At 50.9% G+C, this 18,807-nt stretch carries 16 protein-coding genes; 5 read left to right on the top strand and 11 right to left on the bottom strand.

Annotated features, from left to right (window positions below; genetic code table 11):
* Positions 1-21: 21 nt before the first annotated feature.
* The 5 genes from ABE504_RS09470 to ABE504_RS09450 form a co-directional block, all read right to left on the bottom strand.
* Complete coding sequence (locus ABE504_RS09470) at positions 22-1,620, bottom strand: extracellular solute-binding protein (RefSeq protein WP_430087536.1); 1,599 nt, start codon at positions 1,618-1,620, stop codon at positions 22-24.
* Between the two features lie 180 nt (positions 1,621-1,800).
* Positions 1,801-2,664, bottom strand: coding sequence for a carbohydrate ABC transporter permease (locus tag ABE504_RS09465; protein ID WP_430087535.1), 864 nt, complete (start codon positions 2,662-2,664; stop codon positions 1,801-1,803).
* A gap of 11 nt (positions 2,665-2,675) precedes the next feature.
* Entirely contained in the window at positions 2,676-3,578 is a 903-nt protein-coding gene (locus ABE504_RS09460) for an ABC transporter permease (RefSeq protein ID WP_430087533.1), read from the bottom strand.
* Positions 3,579-3,636: 58 nt separating this feature from the next.
* Positions 3,637-5,586, bottom strand: coding sequence for an FAD-dependent oxidoreductase (locus tag ABE504_RS09455; RefSeq protein ID WP_430087532.1), 1,950 nt, complete (start codon positions 5,584-5,586; stop codon positions 3,637-3,639).
* 109 nt (positions 5,587-5,695) lie between these two features.
* A complete protein-coding gene (locus tag ABE504_RS09450; RefSeq protein ID WP_430087530.1) occupies positions 5,696-6,664 on the bottom strand; it encodes an acetylxylan esterase in 969 nt (322 codons plus the stop codon).
* 180 nt (positions 6,665-6,844) lie between these two features.
* Between ABE504_RS09450 and ABE504_RS09445 the strand changes: the two genes are divergently transcribed.
* Both ABE504_RS09445 and ABE504_RS09440 read left to right on the top strand, forming a co-directional pair.
* Complete coding sequence (locus tag ABE504_RS09445; RefSeq protein WP_430087528.1) at positions 6,845-8,593, top strand: cache domain-containing sensor histidine kinase; 1,749 nt, start codon at positions 6,845-6,847, stop codon at positions 8,591-8,593.
* Positions 8,583-10,208, top strand: coding sequence for a helix-turn-helix domain-containing protein (locus tag ABE504_RS09440; protein WP_430088669.1), 1,626 nt, complete (start codon positions 8,583-8,585; stop codon positions 10,206-10,208). The genes ABE504_RS09445 and ABE504_RS09440 overlap by 11 nt, the downstream gene beginning before the upstream one ends.
* 16 nt (positions 10,209-10,224) lie before the next feature.
* On the opposite strand, the gene ABE504_RS09435 is transcribed toward ABE504_RS09440, so the two are convergent.
* Positions 10,225-11,010 (bottom strand): phytanoyl-CoA dioxygenase family protein, encoded by a 786-nt coding sequence (locus ABE504_RS09435; protein WP_430087526.1) that lies wholly within the window; start codon positions 11,008-11,010, stop codon positions 10,225-10,227.
* 217 nt (positions 11,011-11,227) lie between these two features.
* Between ABE504_RS09435 and ABE504_RS09430 the strand changes: the two genes are divergently transcribed.
* Entirely contained in the window at positions 11,228-12,043 is an 816-nt protein-coding gene (locus tag ABE504_RS09430; protein ID WP_430087524.1) for a helix-turn-helix domain-containing protein, read from the top strand.
* A gap of 51 nt (positions 12,044-12,094) precedes the next feature.
* On the opposite strand, the gene ABE504_RS09425 is transcribed toward ABE504_RS09430, so the two are convergent.
* The 5 genes from ABE504_RS09425 to ABE504_RS09405 form a co-directional block, all read right to left on the bottom strand.
* On the bottom strand, positions 12,095-12,781 hold the full coding sequence (locus ABE504_RS09425) for a dienelactone hydrolase family protein (RefSeq protein ID WP_430087522.1): 687 nt from the start codon (positions 12,779-12,781) through the stop codon (positions 12,095-12,097).
* A gap of 91 nt (positions 12,782-12,872) precedes the next feature.
* Positions 12,873-14,177, bottom strand: a complete 1,305-nt coding sequence (locus ABE504_RS09420) for a nucleoside hydrolase-like domain-containing protein (protein ID WP_430087520.1) — start codon at positions 14,175-14,177, stop codon at positions 12,873-12,875.
* A 56-nt stretch (positions 14,178-14,233) separates the two neighbouring features.
* On the bottom strand, positions 14,234-15,199 hold the full coding sequence (locus tag ABE504_RS09415; RefSeq protein ID WP_430087518.1) for an acetylxylan esterase: 966 nt from the start codon (positions 15,197-15,199) through the stop codon (positions 14,234-14,236).
* Positions 15,200-15,250: 51 nt separating this feature from the next.
* The gene (locus ABE504_RS09410) at positions 15,251-16,300 is read right to left on the bottom strand and encodes a Gfo/Idh/MocA family protein (protein ID WP_430087516.1); all 1,050 of its coding nucleotides are present in this window, start codon (positions 16,298-16,300) and stop codon (positions 15,251-15,253) included.
* The gene (locus ABE504_RS09405; RefSeq protein WP_430087514.1) at positions 16,297-17,166 is read right to left on the bottom strand and encodes a phosphogluconate dehydrogenase C-terminal domain-containing protein; all 870 of its coding nucleotides are present in this window, start codon (positions 17,164-17,166) and stop codon (positions 16,297-16,299) included. The genes ABE504_RS09410 and ABE504_RS09405 overlap by 4 nt, the downstream gene beginning before the upstream one ends.
* A 164-nt stretch (positions 17,167-17,330) precedes the next feature.
* Here ABE504_RS09405 and ABE504_RS09400 point away from each other — a divergent pair, with 164 nt between their 5' ends.
* Positions 17,331-18,140, top strand: a complete 810-nt coding sequence (locus ABE504_RS09400) for a sugar phosphate isomerase/epimerase family protein (RefSeq protein ID WP_430087512.1) — start codon at positions 17,331-17,333, stop codon at positions 18,138-18,140.
* An 11-nt stretch (positions 18,141-18,151) separates the two neighbouring features.
* A complete protein-coding gene (locus ABE504_RS09395; RefSeq protein ID WP_430087511.1) occupies positions 18,152-18,787 on the top strand; it encodes a GntR family transcriptional regulator in 636 nt (211 codons plus the stop codon).
* Positions 18,788-18,807 lie beyond the last annotated feature (20 nt).

Genomic DNA, 18,807 nt, shown 5'->3' with positions numbered 1-18,807 from the left:
CCTCTCCATTCCATATATGTGTTACTGGGTAAAAGAGACGCCAGCCTTCTTCAAATCCTCCAGCATCGCTTCTTTGGCCGCTTTGCCGTTGTATTGCTCGTCATGGGCTTTGACATAGGCATTCCAACCCGCATCGTCCAAAGCAGCGGCGCCATACATGAACTTGCTGAACATTTCCTCGCGGTATCGCTTCAAATCAGTTACCATTTCCGACCGTTCCTTGGCAAGTCCAAGCCCGTAAACCGAGCCCACGTCACCTTTGTTCGCAATCATCTGTTGAACAACGGCATTTTCAGCAGGATCCGGGAATCGGACGGTAAGCGCTTGCGGATCGCCAAGACGCGTTACGAACGGCCCGCTCAGATTATACAAATCCAGATACGTATTCGGATTGGGTTGCCCCGCTTTGGGCGTAGTAAAGCTCTTCACCTTGCCGTTTTCCTTGATATGGTTGACGCCTTCCTCTCCGTACAGTGCCAGCTGTTCACCTTCTCCTCCGTTCATCCAGTTGGTAATCTCGACGATTCGCTTGAGTTTCTCCGGGTCTTTCCCAGCCTTTGCAGTAACGCCGTAAATGCGGGTTACTCCGGATTTTGGAGAAGTGAAGCCTTTGCCTGCGGGTCCTGTGACCGGCGGCAAGTACACGAACTCAGCTTTGGGATTCAATTGCTTCGCCTTGTTGATGATATCCGTCGGATAACCGTTCTGGTATTGAAAGATACCTACCTGACCCTGCACGATTTTCTGCTCCTTGCGCGTAGCGTCGTTTACCGCAAGATCTGGATCAAGACCTCCATTCTTCATCAACTGATTCATATAGGTCAAATAATCCCGCACAGCCGGTGCTGTAAAACCGCCTTGGAGTTTACCGTTCTTGATATACTCTTCAGGATAAATGAAGCCAAGGAATGAAGTCATCAATCCCCAATAATCCGCTCCAAATACACTTCCGTACGCGGTGTAGCCGTACGTATCCTTCTTCCCGTTGCCGTCCGGGTCGTTATTGGCAAAGGCGGTCGTGACCTTCGCAAAATCCTCAACGGTCTTCGGCATCTCCAGCTTCAGCGTATCTAGCCAATCCTTGCGAACAAACCACCCCGTCAATGATACTGCCGGACGAACAGGAATGCCGTAATAATCTCCCTTGTCATCCGAAATCCCTTTCAACATCTCATCGGTTATATATTTCAGGTTACCAGGCAAATTATTCATCCCGTAAACGTCATTCATCCGCTGCAGATAGCCTTGTTTAACCGCGTTCCGATAATCGTTCATGTCGCCGAAATAGATCAAATCCGGCAAGTCCCCCGCTGCGACCCGCGTACCGAGCTTGGCTCTCCAATCGGCCGCATTGCCGATCGTGACCGTATATTTCAGATCGGTATTGAATTGTTCCTTCACCTTCTTGAGGATCACGTCTTTGTCCGGAGCAGGCAGCTCCACCGGCGTCGCGCTTCGGGTATCCACTTCAATCGAGATCGGCTTCAGCTCCTGCTTTCCAGCAGGTGATGACCCGTGTGTGGCAACATTCGCTGTATTATCGTTGGCGTTATTCGAGCATGCGGCAAGCAGCCCGACCGATAGAACAACCGTCATACATTGCATAAGCTTTTTCTTCATGTTTGTCCCCCTAAAAGTTTTGTGATGACTTCGCCGGATTACGGCGAATGAGCACAACTTGCATCGTAAGCATAAGCTTTTATCCATTTGCAAGATTCCCTTTTACTTCGTTACCGCTTTTCATTTTTTCCATTATACACCGCCAAGAATGCTTCTCACCCCCTCTCATGAACTCCTTCCTTATCCTTTAACCGATCCCAGCAGAATGCCCTTCGTGAAATGCTTCTGCAGGAATGGATAGATAAGCAGTACGGGAATGACTGTAATAACAACTGCCGCCATCTTCATTGTTTCGGACGGCACATACTGACTGAGGTTGATTGTATCTGCCTGATCCGGCGTCGCAAGCATTTGCTGCAAAATTGGCTGCAGCGGAAGCTTTGACGCATCACGGACATATAGAATAGCTTCAAAATACATGTTCCAGTAATTGACGGCATAGAACAGTCCGATGGTCGCAATGACCGGCTTGGAAAGCGGCAAAATGATGCGAACCAGCATGCCGGGCTCCGAAGCCCCATCCATCGTGGCCGCTTCCTCCAACTCTGCCGGCAGGCCTTCCATAAACCCTTTGACAATGAGCAGATTGAAGACGGAGACCATTCCGACTAAAATCAGGATCGCATAGCTGTCCAGCAAGCCGAGCGACTTCACGACCAGATATGTCGGAATCATGCCGCCGCTAAAAAACATGGTAAACACAAAATAAAGCAAGATCGTCGATCGGCCGTAAAGACTCTTCTTGGAGAGCCCGAAAGCCGCCATAATGGTGATCAGCAAGCCGAAAAAGGTTGCAACAACCGTAATGAACACACTGTTGACAAAAGCGTGCGGAAGCTGTGTCTCCGTTAGCAATTGCCGGTACGCCTCGAAGGAAACTTGCCTTGGTATGATAATAAAGCCGCCGTTGCGTATCACTTCCACATACGGTGTAACCGAGATCGACACGATGTACAAGAATGGAAACAGTGCTATAATTCCGCAAAGCGTTAATATGGCATAATTGGCCGCGTAAAATATTTTCTCGCCTTTACTCGCTCTCATCAAAACCCCTCCTACCAGATCTGGGAATCAAACCGTTTGGCGAGCCGGTTCGTACCCAGAACTAGAACGACTCCGATGACGGACTTGAAGAGACCAACAGCTGTTGCGAGCGAAAACCGATTCTCCAGAATCCCGACTCGATAGACCCAAGTATCAATAATATCTACCGTTGCATAGACCAGCGGGTTATACATGACAATAATCTGGGTGAATCCGGCGTCAAGCAGATGACCAACTCGCAGCATGAGCATTAGAATAATGACGGAACGTATACCGGGCAGCGTGACGTGCCAGGTTTGGCGCCACTTGCTCGCCCCGTCGATGACGGCCGCCTCATATAGCTGTGAATCAATCGATGTCAGCGCCGCCAAATAAATGATTGCTCCCCAGCCTAAATCCTTCCACACATCGGACAAGACAATGATCCAGCGAAACCAGTCGTTTGAGGTCAAGAACGGGATCGCATCCTGCCCCCACGATTTCAGGGTAAAGTTGACCAGCCCGTTGGTTGTGCTGAAGAAAGCAATCACAATGCCGTAGATAATGACCCACGACAGAAAATGAGGCATATACGTAAGCGTCTGGATGATGCGCTTGAATCCTGTTCGCCTCACTTCATTCAACAAGATGGCAAGAAGAATGTCGGGCGTCATGCCAGCCACGATTTTCAGTAAACTGATTGTCAGCGTATTGCGCATCAGCCTCCAGAAATCCGGTCCATTAAAGAAGTACTCGAACCATTTGAATCCGACCCATGGACTTCCGCTCAATCCCTTGAAAGCGTTATAATCCATGAAGGAGATCGTGATGCCGTAGATGGGAAAATATTTGAACACCAGAATGTAAAGAAATGCCGGCAAAATAAACAGGTAGCGATACTTGTATTTGGCTATGCGGTTCAGCATGATTCTCATTCCCATCCCTCTTTCTATTGATAGCTTAAGTATACTGATGACGAGAAGAGGGTGCTTTTCAGAAATTTGGAGGAACCTTTCCGATCTTTTGACGATTCAATCGCAATAATCGGTAGAGACACAGACATAGCTCTCCCCGTGTAACGATCGGAGTCTCGATTGTGATGGCAGCCTCCTGCGGCAAACCGAGTGCGGCGATCGCCCGGTCCATCCAGCGCCGGAGCATGGAAGCCTGCAGCAGCGGCTGCCGCTCCCAATAAGCAACCGGCAGTTCCTCCGAACAAGGCAACCTCGGACCCATGTCAATGCCGACGGCGAGGATCTGATCCGAGGCGGGAAGCGCCGGAAGCGCGCTGCCTCCAGGCAGCAAACGGGACAGGGCGATCAGCGCCGCCGCTTCCCGCACAGAGGCCGGCTTATCGGCGCCCGCTTCATAGCTTTCAAAGAACCCCTTCGTGCCGAAGTACTGACAAGCTCTCCCGATCTCGCTCGCTAAAGGTGTATCTTGGTAGTAGGTGATCAATTGCGCTTCGGACAGAAGTCTATCCTGCAGGAGATCGATGTTCAGCAAACGTACGGGGATATCTGCCGAGACGCTCATATCCGCCGCAATGCCCGCGGCAAATCCGAGCTGCATCCAGCAAGGCTCCATCCGAATAGTGCCTAGCCCCATATGTGTTGCAGAAACTGCAACCGGCACAAGCAAGCCGTCAACCTCCTTGGGGACAATGACACCATAAGGAATTTGATAAATTTCAGTCAGCCAGCCGATCCCGAGAAAGCCCTCAAGCGCCACATTGTTGCCTGCCGGTTCGCGTTTTCTCGTCGCGTGGGAATCAATCGGATAAGCACCGACCGCGATGCTGTCAGCTTGAATCGGAGCCCGCCGAAACCCTGGCGCAATACGTGCGTCGTTCTCTGTGAAGGTGTATTCTCCTTCGATGCGTCTGGCTTCCCGAACGTAAAGCTGCGGCGGGAAGTGGCCGTTATCGATAAATTCGTCGGCGGCATACCCCCAGCGGAGCGCACCTGCACGAAACGATTCAGGAAGCGCTTCGTCATGCTGCAGAAACCAGAGCAGACCTTGCACATAGCTTCGGTGGCGATGCTCGATGGACCGTCTCGTTTCCCGGGTGCCTGTTGGATAATCGTCATTCTCTTCAGGCAGATCGGAGGAACACATGCAAAAGTGATGATTGTTCGAATCCGTCTTGCCTCCCGGAATCGGAAGCATGTTGAGCACATCGCCGATGGACCGCACTCTTCCCGCGCTTACATCCTCAAGGAGACTTACATAGTCGCCTCGGATATAGGGGTCAGGCTTGGTCACCGGTACGCGGTTGTCATCCCGATCGGTCAGACACAACCGATAATTATAGGCTTGAATCCGATGATCGCCTTCCCCTGTGCTCCCTGGGAAAACTTCCTTGTTATCGTCGAAATTCATATACAGCTTCCCGGCGTATTCCTCGTTCCATTCATCCCTGGACTCTCTTCCGATCCGATACGGAACGCCCGATGCAGCGGCTAGATCGCCTTCATAAGTTCCGTCGATGAATACGGCTGCTCGGATGCTGAATTTCTTGCCATCCGCATCCGACCTGACCACGATTTGTTCAAGCTGGTTGCCGCGAACAATGACAGAATCGAGCTCCTGTCTGCACACTATCGCCAGTTTTACCTCCTGGTCAAGTATCTCCCGCAGCACACGCATCGCAACCGAAGGTTCAAAGAACAAACCGCCATTGCAGGCTTGCACTTCACTGGATCCTTCACCGAAACGCTCCACATAGTAGCGCAGAACCTTATCTGCGAATTCACGGAACAACGCACCCGAAGCATCCAACGAGATAATGTCAGTTCGTCCGAGACCGCTGGTCATCAGCCCTCCTATATGATCACCCGGCTCAATCAGCAGGGTTGAACGCCCTTGCCGGGCAGCGGCGATCGCAGCGCCGATTCCGCCAGGCGTCGCTCCATACACAACAACTTCATATGATTCATTCATTGCCAAGACCTCTCTTTCCTAATGTACGCTATCTATCATAACTCCCCAGTGTTTCGAATGATTTCGCATGGTTTGGATAAAGCTACGGATTCTTTGGGCGTGTGCGAATTCAATCCAACCAATGATTGAACCAATGCGTCACATACGCGAACTTTCTCTCAGTCTGTACACTGCCGCCGCCCTCGTGTCCGTTAAACGGATAAATATCGATGTCTTTCTCGCCAGCAATTCGGTTATAAGTAGCGAAATACATCTGCGGTGGGCAAGTCTCGTCCTTAAGCGCAACCGAGGCCAGCACCCGGCATGTAATCCGATCCGCCATGTTCATCGTATCGAAATAACTTAAATTATCGATAACGAGTTCGAGCTCATGCGGATGCTTCTTCACATATTCGGACACGCTGGCGAACGCCCCGTGCATGCCTTCAACACGGCGTGTCAGATTGCTGTTGCTGGGCACATCCACCAGCGCCAGTGCAGGTCGATCGTCGAGCGCTGCAACCGCCATCGCCAAGCCCCCTCCCTGACTGCCGCCTTCGACTATGATGCGGGTGCCGTCAATTTCGGGTTGCTCGCAAGCCCAATCGATTGCTTTCAGGCAATCCATGTAGACGTAGCGATAATAGTACTCAAACTTGTTGTGTACGCCTTTGCTGGCCACGTTCAGAGAGAATCCGCTGGAATAGGCGGCCCCATTTCCCGTACGTCCTCCTTGGTCACGACAATCGACCGTCACCACAACGAAGCCCATCATAACCCAGTTCAAATAGTCCCCCGGCTCACCACGGCTCCCATTGAATCCATGGTAATGAATCAGGCACGGATACTTGTCTTTGCGCATAAAGACAGGTACGATCATCCAACCATAAATCGGCGTGTCGTCCATACCGTTATATTGGATTTCATATACGGCTGCATGACGAATTGGATAATCGCTCAGCAGCGTTCTCTTTGCATGTAATGGCACGCGATAAGCTTCATGCATCGTGTTTTGCCAGAATAACTCGAAATCGTCCTTTTTCGTCAGCTCCGGATAATAGTCAAATAAATCTTTTGTTGCTTGGGATAAATAGTCCACAGTGAAGCCCCACATCCTTTCTCTATTTGCTTATGCTACCTATCATAGGCTTCGCCGCATTTCGGATGATTCCACGTTGTTTTGAGAAAGTTACTTATTCTTTGGACATTGCCAAAAAAACAGCATATAGCTGCTTGAAGGAGGATGCTATAATAGGAACGCAGAGGGGGAAAGAGCTTAATGAGGAATAAAATCCGATTAAAACTTGGAAGCAAAATTTTCATACTCAGCTTTATCTCGATTTCCAGTGTCGTTTTATTGCTCGGCTATATTTCCCAGAACTTTGTCAAAGGCTATTTGCTGCAGCAGCAGGCCTCTTATATTCAACGTCTGATCGAGCAGCGGGACTTGTACCTTAATCAATATATGACTAATCTTCGGGGAGATCTACTTGCGCTTTCCCGCGATGAACGGCTGTACGATTCAAAAACGTATGCTTCGGCCTATTTGGCCAATTTCCGTTCGTTCTGGAACGCGGACGTCAAAAATTTGGAAATTGTATATCCGGACGGTAGCATCGGCGGAACGTCCGATTTCCTCGCGGAGCTCTACCAGATTCACCACATCCGCTCTATTCTGGAGAAAGATGCTCTTGATTTATCATTCCCGTTCTATTGGACGGAGCCGTACGTATCGCCGATATCCGGCTACACCGTTTCCGTCATTACGCATTATCGCAGTCCGGACGGTACCTATCGCGGCAGTCTCATGGCCGATCTGGATCTTAACGCGATCTTCGCCAAGTATGGGGATTGGAACTTTCTATCGGAGAAAGACTTACTGATCCTGAGTGCACAGAATCGGCCGATCAGCACGTCACACCCGTATGTCAATTACGATGTTTTCAACAAAAACTATGTCGTGAGTGGTTTGTCCACGGAGAAGTTAGACGCAATCCGTTCGAAGTCGGTTACCATGACCGACGAAAGCGGCAAGCAGCTCATTGTAAATAAATCGGAGTCGAACAGCTGGGGTTGGAAAGTTGTGGTCGTACTGGATCGTGATAAGGTGGAGGAAGCGATCGGCATTATCCGGACGTATTCAACGATCGTCTTTATACTTGGGGTCATCATATCGCTGGTACTCTCGTTCTACTTGTCCCGGTATATTGTCAAACCGATCAATCTCTTAATCGAACAAATGTACAAAGTAAGCCGAGGGGATTTTCAGACACAAATCGCATTGTCCTATCGAAATGAAATCGGCTACCTCGTCAGACACTTTAACCGGATGGTTCGCCGCATCAAAGGGTTGATGGATAATATCCGGCAAATTGAACACACCAAGAAGCAATACGAGCTCAAGGTGCTTCAATCGCAAATTCATCCGCATTTTTTGTACAACACCTTGAACGCAGTGCGCTACATGGCCAAGAACGACAAGCCGGAAATGGTCGACGTCATGGTAACCTCCCTCATCGAGCTGTTGAAATTCCACCTGGACCAGGTAGCCGAAATGGTACCGCTAGTCCGGGAGCTGGACGGGATTCGGCATTATGCTGTCATTATGTCCGAACGCTATCCGGACACGTTCGAACTGGAAATTGAAGCTGCGGACGAAACGCTTGCTGTTCCCGTACCAAAGTTAACGCTGCAGCCGCTCGTGGAGAACAGCATTTTTCACGGTATTATTCCTAAAGGCTGCGGAACGGTTGTCGTATCTGCCTTTGTGGAGGAGGAGCAATTGGTTCTTCGTGTCTCCGATGACGGTGTCGGCATGTCGCAGGCGACGTTATCAAGCCTGTTCGAGCGTTCCGATACGAAAGCCAGCGTCAACAATTATTACAGCCTTGGTGTCGGGAGCATCCGGGAACGACTCCAATTGTACTACGGCGATCACGCCTTTGTAAGAATCAACAGCAGTCCCGACTGGGGGACTGAAATCGAGATCAGGCTTCCGATAGGGGGAATACCGAGTGATGACAAATGAGGCCAAGCAGCCGCCAATTAAGGTACTTCTCGTAGATGATGAATACAGTGTTCTTGAAACGCTGCGAAACGAAATCAATTGGTCCGGTCTTGAATTGGACGTCGTAGCGATAGCGGAAAACGGGGAGAAAGCTTTGCAGAAATGTGCGCTGTATTCGCCCGATATTGTCATTACCGACATTACCATGCCTGTCATGGACGGCTTGCAGTTCATGGAAGCTGCCAAACGCGATTTCGAGTCGATCAAATTCGTCATCCTTACGGCTCACCGCGATTTCGAATATGCTCAACAAGCGATCTCCATGGGGGCGCTTGCCTACTTGATCAAAGCGCCTCTGGAAAATCAAGTGGTGGAACAGAAGCTGGCGCACTGTCGTGACGAAATACGTAAGGAACGCGAATTGAAAGAACGCCTTCAACATTCAGCCCGAATGTTCTCCAATTATTCCAGGGATATTAACCGTCAGATTCTAGAAAAAGCACGACGCGGACTTGACCTGCAAAGCGCGGACCTCCAACATTTACAGGAAGCAACGCACCTTGAGAAGCCATCCAGCTTAATTGCCGTTTATTTTACTTTCCTGCAGAGAAGCCGCTTCATCAATCAGTACCCGCCGGGCGATCACCATCTGATTGAATATGCCATCAATCAAACCGCCGCTGAGCTGCTCGAAGGGGTCGCCAAGGGGACTATTTTGCCGATATCTCCAGGGTCATTTCTGCTTCTACTGTCGTTTCCCGAGGCGGATTACAAATCGATAAGCGAGCATGCTTTATCGATGTATTATGAGCAGGCTTCCCGCTGGTTTTCGCGGTACTTCGGCGTGCAGCTGCTGTTCGGCGCCAGCGAACGAACAACGAATATCGGCATGCTCGGTTCGTTGGTTCGCAGTGCCGAAATGGCGATCGAGATGGCCTTCTATGAATCTCAGCCTGCCATCCTTTATGCATACGAGCATAAACACAAAGTGTGGGATCGTGCCTCACATTCCGACTGGATGCATCTGGAAGCGAAATTAATGGATAAATGGACGTCACGTCAGCTCCAGGACGGACTTGATGGCGTCCAGTTGCTGCGAGCCTTTGTCGAAACGAATCGCCCTTCGCCGATCGAGTTGAAATCCCGTATCCTTCAACTATTCGAACGCCTCATCTTACCATTAAATAAACAGGAATGGGAAAGCATTACCGACAATGACTACATGGACGCTTGGTTCGCTCAGCTGGAACGCGTAATCGTTCGATCCATCCGACCGATTCCCGAGACCGGGAACCGATTTCATCCGGAGATCAAGAAAGCGATCCAATATATTGTCGAGCATCTCGACCACAGTTTAACGCTACAAATGGTAGCCGACCATATTCATTTGAACCCTAGCTATCTGAGCCATTTGTTCAAACTTGAAACAGGAAGCAATTTTCTTGATTATGTAACGGAGCAGCGCATCGCGAAAGCGAAAGAGCTCATGGCTGCATCCGCGCTGAAAAATTACGAAATCGCCGAGCAGTTAGGCTTTCAGAGCTACCCTCACTTCTGCACGGTGTTCAAGAAGACGACCGGTTTGACTCCAAAAGAGTATCGATCGTGTATTGCAGCGTCAAATAAGAACGAATGAATACATTCATTCCTGACTAATCTTTGTTGTTTCTCACGGCAAATCGTTCACGAAAACGAAAATAGTCCGCATTCTCTCCGGCAACCATCAATCCCATACCCCAATCAAAATGAGTTTCCATCAGGGGTTCATCCTGCGGATCACGGTACTGAAACAAGACGTTTCGCCTTGGACGAGCGCTTCGATTTACATTGGAACCGTGGATTGTCAAGTAGTTAAAGAATAAAACATCGCCAGCCTTGGCGACACATGGCGTTCCCAAGCTGATCGGATATGTGCGATGATCGAGATAATGTTTGCCAACATGCGGCAAAGCCCCCTCCTTATGACTGCCCGGAATGACGTGGAGGCAGCCATTTTCTTCATCCGCATCATCGAGATGCACACTGGCGGCAAGCATAGTATGGCGCGTATGCGGGAAGTACGGGTAATCCTGGTGCATGGGGAATGCCGCGCCCTTCTCCGGCGGCTTCACTAGCATCTTCGAATGGTGTAACTGCACATTCGGACCGATGAGCTGCTGCAGCACGGCGACCATGTTCGGGTGCACAGCCGCTCGATTGAAGGAGGCATGATGGTAGTGTACCTCGTGAAATCCCTTAAGCACGAGCTTACGTACATCCTCGTCCCCCAAATAGTCACCTTCCCACGTATGGTTTTTGTCAAATTTGGACTGAGCTGCGCGCGAAATAATTAAATCAACCGCATTACGCATCTCTTTGATTTCATCAGGATTGAATACATCCCGAACGAGTAAATAGCCGTTTTCCTGATAGAAGTTAGCCTCTTCGCGTGATATCATAAGGTATACGCCTCCTAAGCTTGCCGTGTTTTACGGCTGATTGCACTTTTAATTATAAAAAGAAGGAGGATCCTATTCTTTGGCGAAGACAGACCTATCTTTGTCTAATTCGGACAACATGTTTAGCATTCCTCGGGTTCCCTCCCCTCAGTGGAAAGATTGCCAAACGGTCCTTAACAATCATGTAAAAGTGCTGCGTGGGCATGAGGTAACTTTCTTGATTCACTATTGGGGAGCCGCTTCCAAACTGCTGTCGAACCATCACCACAAGCATTCGTTTTTTGAATTATGCTACTGTGTGGATGGGAAGGGCATTTATTTGGAGGGGGGACTATCGACTGAGATCTTGCCTGGGGTGCTATTCTGCTCAAAGCCTGGGGTCTATCATCAAATTTTAAGCGAATCGCAATCGGACTTGCATCTGCTGTTCATTGCGTTCGAGATCGTGGAAGATGTTGGAACTGGCAGCCGATTAGCTTCACTGTACAAACAGATGTCCTACGAAGAGAAGATGCTGCTCGTTCAAGCTGAACATAGTGCGTCCTCTTCTCTATGGCTGACTCTGTTGGACCAAGTTGCCCCTGGGAAGCCGATCTTTCCCGATCTGCTAAAAAGCATCGCATACAGTCTGCTAGTTTCCATTCCTCCACATTATTTGGATGCAACACAGGTGATGCCAACAGAACTGTCTACACGAACCCCTTCCTCCATGCTCGTCAAGCAAGCAACATTGTTTGTCCGCGATAACCTCGGTGAGAAGCTGCTTGCAAGGCATGTCGCCAACTATTTGCACATTTCCGAGCGTCATCTTGCTCGCATATTCCAAGGGGAGTTTGGTGAAACCTTCGGCAGCTATCTACGCAAGGAGCGAGTCAACCTGGCCGCTGAGCTGCTTAACTCACACCAATTTTCCATTAAGGAGATTGCTGAACGAACCGGATTTGGGACGGTGCATTATTTTACCCGGGTTTTTAGTGAGGAAATAGGCATGACACCGGCGCGATATCGGCGCAATGCGGCACGGGAGCAGTAACCGGGGGTGAGGTCTGAAAAGAAGCGATTGAATACAGCGTCTCATCTTGCTTCAACGCGCTGATCGGAACTGGCTGAGCCACCTCAGCGACCTCTCCCACATTTCATCGTGAAAAGCGTGCCCGATGCCGCTTTGCTCGTAGATCTCGATGCGTTCCGGCTGCTCGCGATAGTGTTTCTTTGCGAGCAGCGCCTGAAACCGACGGGCCGCTTCCGGCGGGACGAGCGTGTCATCCGCTGCATTATCAAAGCGGAGCCAGGGCCTGTGCGCAAATCGATCCAGATGATCGATCGGATTCAGCGCCCGGAATAAGCGCAGGGATTGTTCATCCGCTGCGCCCTGATCTTCGGCGGAGCCGTGGCGCGACCAGTCCGGCGTCGCGATGCAAGCGTTCACCGCCGTGATCCGGCGGTCCAGCGAGGCGGCGGTCACCGCGATGTCGCCGCCTGCCGAAACGCCGCCGCAGACGATGCGGCCGGTCACGCCAAAGCAGGCGACCGCCCAGTCGATCGCCCGCGAGACATCCTCGGCGGTGTGCCCGATGATCGGCCAGAAGTACCGCTGCCGATTGTTGCGGACCCTGGCCGCCATCGCGGGCATCGCCTCGCCGGCAAGATGACGTTCGCCGTGCTCCCGTAAATCGAAGCTGACGGCGAAGAAGCCCGCTTCCGCCAGCGCTTCAAGATGCAGGAGGACGCGTTCCTTGGTCCAGGTGAACGCCGGCAGCCATACAGCCAAGTCTCGCACCCTCCCGGGCATCACTTGCGGCTCTCGCCATACCAGTGGAAATGGCATCTCCGCTTCCATAACACTCATCTCCTTTCGCTCCTCACACGCGAGGGTACACCGTCAACACGACCCGGCCGTAGCCGGTCAGAGGCGGTTCCCCGTCATTCGTCACGGCGATCACGACATGAATCGTTTGCGGCGCAGCGACCTCCGGCGCCGTGAAGCTTAGCTGCGGTGTCTCCTCTCCTTGCAGCTCCAGCTCGCCATCGTAAGTACCTGCTTCGTGATAGACGAACCACCGAAATATCAGCTGTCTCCCCTGGCGGTCGGAAGACGCCGACGCATCCAGAGCGATCGTCGCTCCGGAAATGACTTCCTGCTCCCGCTCGCTGCTTATCACTACAATCGGCTCATAATTCGCCTGCTCCGGCGGCAGCACGCACCAGTCCATGCGCGCCTGGAAGGAGCGCTGATACGCCTCGCGCCAACGATAGACGGAGGACCAGTAGGCCGCATGTTCATGCTCATGCGCCGGAGCAGATTCTTCCGCATCGAAATAATGGCGCGACGGCATACCTTCTGCCTGCACAAAGCGTCCGCCCCAGCCCCCCCAGTCCGGCCGCTCAGGTACCCCGAGCCCATTCGGGATGAGGTACAGGAAGGAAGGCGAGTCTCCTTCCTTGATCCCTTTCACGGAGCGGCTGTAAATGTCGCCGCCGTCGTATTTCGGATAAGCGGCGCCGAGCGGGCCATGCCCCTCCGTTACATGCGTTTCCAGCCAAACATCGCTCACCAGCGATAGATCCCCCCCCTTATACATCCCCCGCACAGCAAGAGAGCTCAGCACATAGAACAAGTTCGGATAATGGTCACGGATCCAGGATCCCATCGCATATTGATCGACGACAGAGTAGACACGCAGCCCTGCAAGCATCTGTTCAAACGCCGACTGACCTATCAGAAGCTCTGCCTTCCACAGCGCTTGAGCAAGGTCCGTCGTCCCTCCCCAGACGATGACCCACAGCGGGCGATTATCCTCCTTCATCATCGCCGCCACGAGATGCTCCGAGCCCTCCGTGTCATGGCCTTCCCCGACATAAGCTGGTCCGTCGAGCGGATTGCCGGCTTTAATCAGTCTTAGCAGCTCCGCTTCCGAAGGGTAGCGCGAATCATGCGCCTGAAGCTGCGCGCAAACTTGACCATACTGACGAACAATCGTTTCAATGTAATCCGGCTTCACTTCGCCTTGCCAGTGCTTGGAGTACGTGGCGACTAGCCCCTCCAGCTCCAAATCGTTGGCATACAGCAACAGCCTTACGAGCGATTGCGTGTCGTCTGGCTCTTTATAACCAGTCCGCAGGCTGCTAATATCGGTTAATACAAAAACTCTGCTTCTTTGCTGCATGATCTCACCCTTCCTTTCAATTCTTCAGTCTTGCCCAATCCTCCGGCGTATTTGCGTTATTCAAACCAATCTTTGAACCAGCGGTTCACGTAAGCCAACTTGCGTTCCAATTGCTTAGCCCCGCCGCCTTCATGCCCGTTGAACGGATAAATGACCACATCCTTCTCGCCCGGAATCCGATTGTATGTGGCAAAATACATTTTCGGCGGGCAGACTTCATCCTTCATGGCAACGGAAGCAAAAACTCGGCACGTAATGCGATCCGCCATATTCATCGTATCAAAATAGGTCAAGTTATCGATAACGAGTTCCAATTCATCGGGATGCTTCTTGATATACTCGGCTGCGCTGGCGAACGCGCCGTGCATGCCTTCGACGCGCTGCGTCAAATTGCTGTTGCTGGGCACATCGACCATCGCCAACACCGGTCTGTTATCCAATGCAGCAACCGCCATCGCCAGGCCTCCCCCCTGACTGCCGCCTTCCACCACAATGCGCGAGCTGTCTACCTCTGCCTGCGCGCAAGCGAAATCAATTGCTTTTAGACAATCCATATATGCATATCGGTAAAAGTACTCATCTCGGTTATGAATGCCTTTACTCGCTACATTTAAAGAGAAGCCGCTGGAATAAGACGCGTGGTTGCCCGTGCGTCCCCCCTGATCGCGGCAATCGACGGTTAGTACAACGAAACCCATCATTGCCCAGTTCATATAAGCGCCGGGTTCGCCCCGGTTCATATTGAAACCGTGGTAGTGGATCAGGCAAGGGTATTTATTTTTGCGCATAAACGTGGGTACGATCATCCAACCGTATATGGGCGTATCGTCCATGCCATAATATTGAATCTCATAGACCTCGACGCTTCGAATCGGATACTCGATCCGCTTCCGGCTCGGGGCTAACGGCACGCGCTTAGCTTCGAGAATCGTTTCTTCCCAGAACGCGTCAAAATCGTCTTTTTTCGTGAGCTCAGGTACATAGTGATACAGCTCTTTCGTTACATGTTCCAAATACCCCATCGGGTACTCCCTCCTGGTCTCATTTATCGAACTCAAGTTCAGTTCCTTCTTTCACTGCGCCAAATATACAGCCACATGCTTCTCCGCACTTTCGTATACGCTGAATAGCAGCCGAAGCGTCTCCATATTATCGGCGCCACTGGTATCGAAGTCCACACCGGCATTCAGGCACTCGATAAAATGCGTTTGAAGACGCACATGGCTTTCCTCGTGGTCAAGCGTTGTCCCATGTTTGATCCAGCGCTCTTCACTGCCATGTTGATTAATAAGCGAAATATCCCCGTTGGTGTAAAGTTTGAGGGTTCCCTCACGGCCGTCAATCACTAAGCGTTCCAAATGAACCGGTGCCACACTATCGCTGAGCGGGCGATCCAACTGCTGCCGGGTGGCCCAGCTCATATCCATATACCCGTGAAAGCCTTCATGCCCAAGCACGACGATGCCATTGTCCTCACCCGCAATATAAGGGCTGACTTGGCTTAGCTCCGCGTATACCCGCTTCGGCATCCCGAACAAAAACCGCCACACATCGAACCAATGGGCTCCCATCTCATAAAACAGCAATCGAGGCATCTCGCGGAACACCGGCTGCGGCAGCTTCACCGTAGGCTCCATTCGCGGGGTATAAAAGTCCGTATGTACGTAACGCACCGTATGAATCGCCCCGATCACCCCGCTATTTAGCATTTCTTTGATACACCGAAAAGGCTCCAGCCACCGCCAATTCTCTGTTACCATTAGTCGAACGCCAGCTTGCTTGGCAAATGCGACCATGCGCGCTCCTTCCTCGAGCGTTCGGGCAAAAGGCTTCTGGCACAGGACATGCTTCCCGGCCTTGGCAGCCAACTCGACAAGCGCCACATGCGATTCCGGCCCCGTGACAACATCGACAATATCAATCTCCGCCTCCTTAACCATTTCCTCGGCGGACAGATATAAGCTTTCCTCCGGAATATTGTACAGATGTGCCTTTTCGCTTAATTTGGCAAGATCAGGATCGCATAAGGCAGTCACCATCACATTCGGAATCATTTGCCAAGCCTGCAGATGGCGAGAGGACCAATAACCTGCCCCGATCAAACCGATTTTCCACATTGTCATCCTCTGCACTCCTGTTCTTGCTCCAGATGCAGCATGCGCTTCAACACCTCTTGCAGCGATTCCTTTGTAAATACTTTTTTCCAGTCCGGTTGAAAAATGGTTTCATAGCCGTAATCAATCGCGATGCGTGCAGCATCCGAGAACGGATTCACTTGATTAAAGGCAATCGCGAGCGGAATCTGGATATGCCCTAGCATAAAAGAACGGGCCGCAGCCTCCGGCACCCCCATGCGCACAACCTCATCCATCGCCTCTTTCATGATGCAGGCAGCCGCAGCCGCCACAACCTCTGCCGCTGCGGGCTCCAGCAGAGCCATCTGCTCGACGGTAATCCGGTGACACGTCACGACCGGAGCAAACATCCGGATGCAGATACCCTCTGCAATTGCCAATTGTTCCTCATTCCCTTGATGGAGGGCAATAACAATATCCTGTTTGGCCGCAATGCCGCCGAACATATCCTGCCTTGCTTCCAGGGTCTCCTGCTCATCGAATAATGCCGGATGACAAGGATGTGTGACCACGACGCCAATATCGTCCCGCTCGGCAACTTGGTTGGCATACGCAGCTGCCGGGTCCAGAAGAATTAGGATCGCACCGCTCTTCATTTGCGGAACCACCTGCTTGGAAATGCTGCCGATCAACGCATCGGGAACCGCAAGGATGACCACATCCGATTCTGGAAGTGCCCGTTCGACAGGCGTCACGCTTCTCCCTCTTTCAGCAATACGGCCGATTCCAACATCGGAAGTCTCGCAAAACAGCAAGCGATCCTTTCCCCGAAGTAAGTTATCCATCAATCGGCAGCCCATCTTGCCGCCAGCGCCTATTAAAGTGATTGTCTTGCTGAGCGTATTCGCATCCACTGTCTCTACTCCCTTTCACTAACAAATAACATAGTGTAACCATAACACGAGTCCATATTGTATACAATACATATTTATTCGTATATTCATTGTATTTTTATTATTGACGCCTTTTGCGGATATGGTAAAATAAATAAAAAGCTGAACTCATTTGGAGGCTGATTATGAAGCTTGGAATAAGCAGTTACACCTTAACCTGGAGCGTGGGCGTTCCCGGTTACCCCCCCCCTTTACAGCCGATAGATGCATGCGGTCTCCTGACCATTGCAAGGGAAGAGCAAGTTGCGCTTGTTCAAATCGCCGATAACTTACCACTCCAAGCTAAGAGCGACAATGAGCTCCTTCAATTGAGACGTCGGGCTGAAGAAATCAATATTGAGCTAGAAATTGGCACAAGAGGCACGGATCCGGACCATTTAAGACGTTATCTGCAAATCGCTCGTTTACTCAACTCCAAGCTGGTTCGAACGCTGATCACAACATCCGATCTGTCTGTCGCTGCTAGGGACCTTGCCGAAATCGAGCCTGAGTTTGCCCATGAGGGCGTCCTGTTAGCTATTGAAAATCACGGTTTACATACAACAAACCAGCTGATCGGGTTGTTTCAACAATTAAACAGTGCGCATATTGGCTGCTGCTTGGATACTGTCAATTCATTCGGAGCTTTGGAGGATCCACAGCGAGTAATCGATGCACTGACTCCCTATCTTGTAAACCTGCACATTAAAGACTTTGACATCCAGCGGATCGATCATCAGATGGGTTTCAGCTTACTGGGAACGCCGGCAGGAGCCGGTCGATTGGATCTTAATTATCTATTCGGTCGTATCGCAGAGTACGGTAAAACACCTACAGCCATACTAGAACTGTGGACCCCCTACTGCGGGACGACGGAGAACACCATTCGGAAAGAACATGCATGGATGAAAGAAAGTTTAAGCAATCTTAGGAAATATCCACTCCACTACAAATGAGGATGATTGATTTGCCTGCTGTAACACTCAAACAAAAAGCTTACGATCGTTTAAAACAGCTTCTGCTTAACGGAGAGATCAATTCCAACGAACAGCTGACTGAAAAATATTTGACCGAGAAGCTTGGCATGAGCCGTACTCCGATTCGAGCGGCACTTGAAAGGCTTACCGTTGAACGGCTGCTAAACTACTCCTCAAACAAAGGAATAAGCCTGGTCGAGTTATCTTTAATGGAAGTACTGGACTTTTATGATTTTCGCAAATCGATAGAAGGTTACATTGTCAAAAAGATTTCTCTGATTGAATGGGAGGAAAGCGACCTTCTCTGGTTCCGCGATAACCTCGCCAAACAAGAAGAGTATATGCGGTCCCGTGATTACGCCGCCTTTACACTCCTTGATTCCGCCTTTCACCGAAAGCTTGCCGAAGTGTATGGGAACCAAGAAATGATTCAGGCCATGGATCAACTGCAGGATAAATTATATCAAGTGGCACTTAAAGTTCTTCGCAAAGACAAAACACGAATTCAAATCTCCTATGAAGACCACGTAGCCCTCTTTGATGCTATTGTGGACGGTAAAACCGCCGAAGCTGAACAGCTCATCTACGATCATCTCGAGATCGGTGCGCGCATATTGATGAATTAGAATCTCATACTGCTTGAATA

Origin of the sequence: Paenibacillus oryzisoli, assembly GCF_050467285.1 — a bacterium.
Classification (GTDB): domain Bacteria; phylum Bacillota; class Bacilli; order Paenibacillales; family NBRC-103111; genus Paenibacillus_E; species Paenibacillus_E oryzisoli_A.
Note: the sequence above shows the minus strand (reverse complement) of the source record. Positions and strands in the feature narration are given on the sequence as shown.